Source organism: Methylocaldum sp. (assembly GCF_039794385.1).
Classification (GTDB): domain Bacteria; phylum Pseudomonadota; class Gammaproteobacteria; order Methylococcales; family Methylococcaceae; genus Methylocaldum.
Genome location: NZ_JBDIVO010000351.1, coordinates 1 through 4,754, shown reverse-complemented (window position 1 = coordinate 4,754; position 4,754 = coordinate 1). Strand labels below are relative to the sequence as shown.

The window sequence follows — 4,754 nt, the reverse complement described above, 5'->3', positions numbered from 1 at the left end:
CACCGTCGATGCACATCCATCCCCGGATAAAGCCCCGCAACTGATCGAAAAACGCATTGTACGCCTCCCGTTCGATGAGGTGTCGGAGATGCAGACATCGGGAAAGATCAGCTCCGACCAGATCGTGGGAACTGAAAACCAGGCTGCTGAGCCGCCTGAAGTGCTCGACGTGCTTCTCTATTCGGCTCAGCTACCGGACCTCCAGTCGCAATTCGACCATTACCTGAAAGGGCCCTGGGCCGAATGGGCTGAAGTGGAGCGACCGAGACGGCGCAGCATCGATTTCTATAACAAGCTCTATCAGATCCACCAGCGCATGCAGTCGCTTGGCGCAGACAACCCGATCGAGATGGTGTTTGGGCTCGGGGTGGCGCGCTGGAAGATCGATCAGCAGACCCTCAATCTTCCATTGATCGAGCAGCAGGTCGAGATCGAGATGGACGAAGCAGGGACGCTGTACGTTCGCCCGCGCAACACTGCGCCGATGCTGGTTCTGAAAGTTTTCCATGCGCTGGAGGTGGAAGGCAGCAAATACTTTCAGAAAGAGGCTGCGCCCCGGTTCCAGGCGATGGTCAACGATCCCGATGTGGGTTTCTCGCCGTTTGAGCGGATAACCTTTGATCCCATTCTCCGGATGGCGGCGGCCAAGTTATCGCCCCGCGGACTTTATGTGCCCGATGAAACTGAGGGCAACTCCACGAGGATACCGCCCAAGGCCGATGACACCCTCCGGATTACCGATACCTGGGTGTTGTACGTCCGTCAGCGGATGGAAGATTTCCGGCGCGAGGATATCCAGCGCCTTATCGATGCCGTGGAGAGGACCGAGGATGAAGCGCGCCTCCCGCAGGCCGCGCTTAAATTCGTTACGCCACCCAGCAAGGAAGCGGTGCATGGCGATATCGGGTTTGACCTGGGAAACACGAATTTTGACCTGCCGAATTCGATCGGGGGTTGGCAGGGGGATCTTGGGCAATCGTCTTCCAGTGCCGAAATCGCGAATCGAGCCTTTGATCAAAAGGTCAATTACTTTTTCCCGCTGGCGTTCAACGACGAGCAGGGCGAGATCGTCCGGCGCCTCGATCACGAGGATACCGCCGGCGTAGTTGTGCAAGGTCCACCCGGGACGGGCAAGACCCATACGATCGCCAACATCATCTGTCACTATCTGGCCACCGGCCGGCGGGTTTTGGTGACGGCCAAAACCCCGGAGGCCCTCACCGCCGTTCAATCCAAGTTACCCGAAAGTATCCAGAGTCTAGCTATTGCGGTCATCCACAACGACCGGGAAGGCGGGCGACAATTGGAGCGGGCGGTCAACGTCCTGGCTCATGAGGCCAAGCAAATCGATGTGGCAGCCAGCGTGCGGGATGTCGACAGCAAGCAACGTCGTTTGGCAGAGATAGAAAAGCTTCTCGAGCAAATCGATATCCAGCTACGTCAACAGGCAGAACGGAACCTGAATCCCGTGTCCTTCCGGGGACAGGAGATCCTGCCCATGGCGCTTGCAAAGCAGCTGGCCGAACAGCGGGATCGATATCGCTGGTTCGAAGATGAACTGACGTTGGAGCAGCGCCATGAGCCCCGCTTTGGCGAAGCCGTGATCGAAGAGATCCGATCCTTGCGGGCGCAGCTGGGCTCCGATTTGGTGTATGGCCTTGAGGATTATCCATCGTTTGAGGCCCTACCGGAGGCGTCCCGCATTCTATCCGCTCACGCCGAAATCGGGCGCCTGGCACAACTTGAACAGCACACTTTGGAGGCGGATCTTCCGATCATGACCCTGGACTCGGACGGCGCTTTGGAGGAGGCGCGCGCCCTTTGCGACTGGCTTCAGGGATTTGCCGAGTTTTACCAGGCGATCGAGGCTGAGCCTTGGTTATTGCGGTCATATCAAATTTTTCTGGGAGACCAAAAGGCCGATCCCTTGATATGGCCGGCAATGGAGAAAGCGTTCGATGAATGGATCGCACTTCATGAGGAGGGCTGCGGCTTTCGGATCCGCAGGATAAGTCTTCCGGAGGTTGAGTTCACGGATGCGGCCTTCGATCGTGCCTTGGAGAAGCTCGCACAAGGCAAGAATCCCTTCGGCCTCATGCCGGCATTGTTCAAAAGCCAGTTACGCCAGCAAATCAACAAGGTCCTCCATGGCGGCCAAGCGCCCACGGAGCCTGAGCAGTGGCAGGATGTCCTGGCGTATCGCCGCTGGACCAAGACGCTCGATGCCTTCGGAAAAAGCTGGCTGTCGATCGCTAGAGAGTTCGAGGCGCCGACCTTTGACGAAGAACGGGATACTCGTGAACTGACGTTCTTCCGCCTCGGGACGCTCATCACCCAACTCAAAGCCACCCTAGCCAGCCTGGATGACCGGCGGGCGAGCCTTTCGCGCCTCTTTCCTTATGGGGTTGAGCCGAAAACGGTGCTGCACCAAGGTAGTTGTGATTACGTGCTAAAGATTCTCGCAGTTCATCTGGATAAAGCCGAAACTCTCGAAGCGCAAGCCGTGCGCGACAAATTGTTGGCTTTGGCTGGCAACAAGTCTTTGCCGTTCCACACTGATCTTCGGGAATTAGCCGAAAATCTCGGTAACGAGGCGATCTCGGCCGGGGACCTCTTCAAGCTGTGGCAAGCTTTGATTGACGAGGCGCGCCGCCTGGCCGATCTTCAACCGCTACGAGCCCGTCTGGAAGTATTGGTGGAACAAGTAGCGCAGGCTGGCGCTCTGCGGTGGGCGGAAAGGCTTACGCGTGAACCTGTCGAAGCGGACCGTCCGGACCCTTGGACGCCCTCCGATTGGCTCGACGCCTGGTGCTGGTCCCAGGGGCAAGGCTACATTCGGACAATCGGCGATCGGGAAGTCACGCAAAGACTCACGGAGCAGCGGGCTGAAGCGGAAGCGGAACAAAAGCGTCTTTTCCTCGATGTGGTTCGGCTCAGGACCTTCCTCGGATTGAAGAAGAACCTCTCTGGTCGGATCGAAACGGCCCTTGCTAAATTCGTGTCGGCGGTCGCGAAGCTGGGTAAGGGCACCGGCAAGACCGCGGTGCGGTACCGGCGGATGATTCGGGAAGCCTCCCTGGAGGCGGCCGATGGCGTGCCGTGCTGGATTTTGCCGGAATGGCGCGTCTCCGAGCAACTGCCGCCGGAATTGAATGCTTTTGATCTCGTAATCATCGATGAGGCGAGCCAGTCCGATGTGACGGTGCTGCCGGCGATTATGCGGGGCAAGAAAATTCTGATCGTCGGTGATGACAAGCAGGTATCACCCCTCATGGTCGGCATCGATGACAAGAAAATCGTGCAACTCCGGACGACCTATCTCACGGGGCTTCCCTTTGGTGATCAAATGGAGCCGACCACTTCGCTTTACGATCTTGGGTCCATGGTTTTCCCTGGCAAAGCCATTTTGCTGCGCGAGCACTTCCGATGTGTTGAGCCGATTATCCGGTTCTCCAGCCGGTTCTACGACAATGCGCTCATTCCACTTCGGATTCCGAAGGCCACGGAACGGCTCGATCCGCCCTTGGTGGACATCTACATCCCGCATGGTCGAAGGGTAGGGGACATCAATGAGGCCGAGGTCGAGGTGGTGGTTCGGGAAGTCACGAAACTTACGCAGGATTCCGCCTTCCAGCATCGCTCCATTGGCGTCATTTCCTTGATCGGCGACAAACAAGCCAAGCGCATCTATGATCGATTGATCGGCGAGCTTGGGATCGAGGTGGTCGAGCGGCACCACATCATGTGCGGTAATGCGTCGACCTTTCAGGGGCAGGAGCGCGACATTATCTTCCTCAGCATGGTGGCGTGCCCCGAAACAATCAGCGCGCAGACCGGCAGGATGTACGAACAGCGGTTTAACGTGGCGCTCTCCAGGGCTCGTGATCGGATGGTCCTGGTGCGTTCTGTGGCGAAGAGTCAGCTTAAGCCGACCGACCTCAAGCATGCGGTCATCGAGCATTTCGAGAACCCCATGGGGAGTGGGAAGACGGCGCAGTCCAAGGGCGTTCTCGATGTCTGCGAATCGGAGTTCGAGCGGAATTTCGGTCGGCGGTTGATTGATCTCGGGTACCGTATTCGGCCGCAAGTCCCGGTCGGCAGTTACCGGATCGATTTCGTCATCGAGGGCGCCAACGATCGTCGCTTGGCGGTCGAACTGGATGGCGACAAGTACCACGGACCGCTGCAGTGGGCGCAGGATGTCAAACGGCAAAAGGCCCTAGAGCGGATCGGCTGGACTTTTTGGCGCTGTTGGGGCTCGAACTGGATTTCAGATCCGGAGGGTTGTTTGCTGGACTTGAAATCGACCTTGGGTCGTCTTGGCATCGAGCCGATCGGGGCTGAAAGAATTCAGGAGATCTATACGCAATGGATTATGGAAGATTCACCTGAAAGGACTGAATCCACAGGTAATTGGACTCAATGCGCAAATTCAGAACTGGCACCGAGCAAATGCTATGAGCCGGAGGTTTGTTGATAAATTTGGCATTATACCGTTCACCGCCAGTGCTATGGTGGCTTCGATGGGCGATACCTATAATTTCACGGATCGCGACGCCCAGCTATGCTAAAGTGCGCGCAACTTCGAGTAAATTCCCATCGATGAAGGATCTATCCTCGATGGTTACTTTAATGCGAATTAAGAGCTAACGGAGAGAAGGTGCCAGCCCATTGGTGTCTCTTGAGGAGGGTTCTGCAACACCCCTCGGAGAGACGACCATGGACTGGCAAACTCAACTCATTACGGTGTATCT

At 57.0% G+C, this 4,754-nt stretch carries 1 protein-coding gene; it reads left to right on the top strand.

Going from position 1 to position 4,754, the window contains the following annotated elements; all coding sequences use genetic code 11:
- Positions 1–88: 88 nt before the first annotated feature.
- Positions 89–4,477, top strand: coding sequence for an AAA domain-containing protein (locus ABJK70_RS20515; protein WP_347258942.1), 4,389 nt, complete (start codon positions 89–91; stop codon positions 4,475–4,477).
- Positions 4,478–4,754 lie beyond the last annotated feature (277 nt).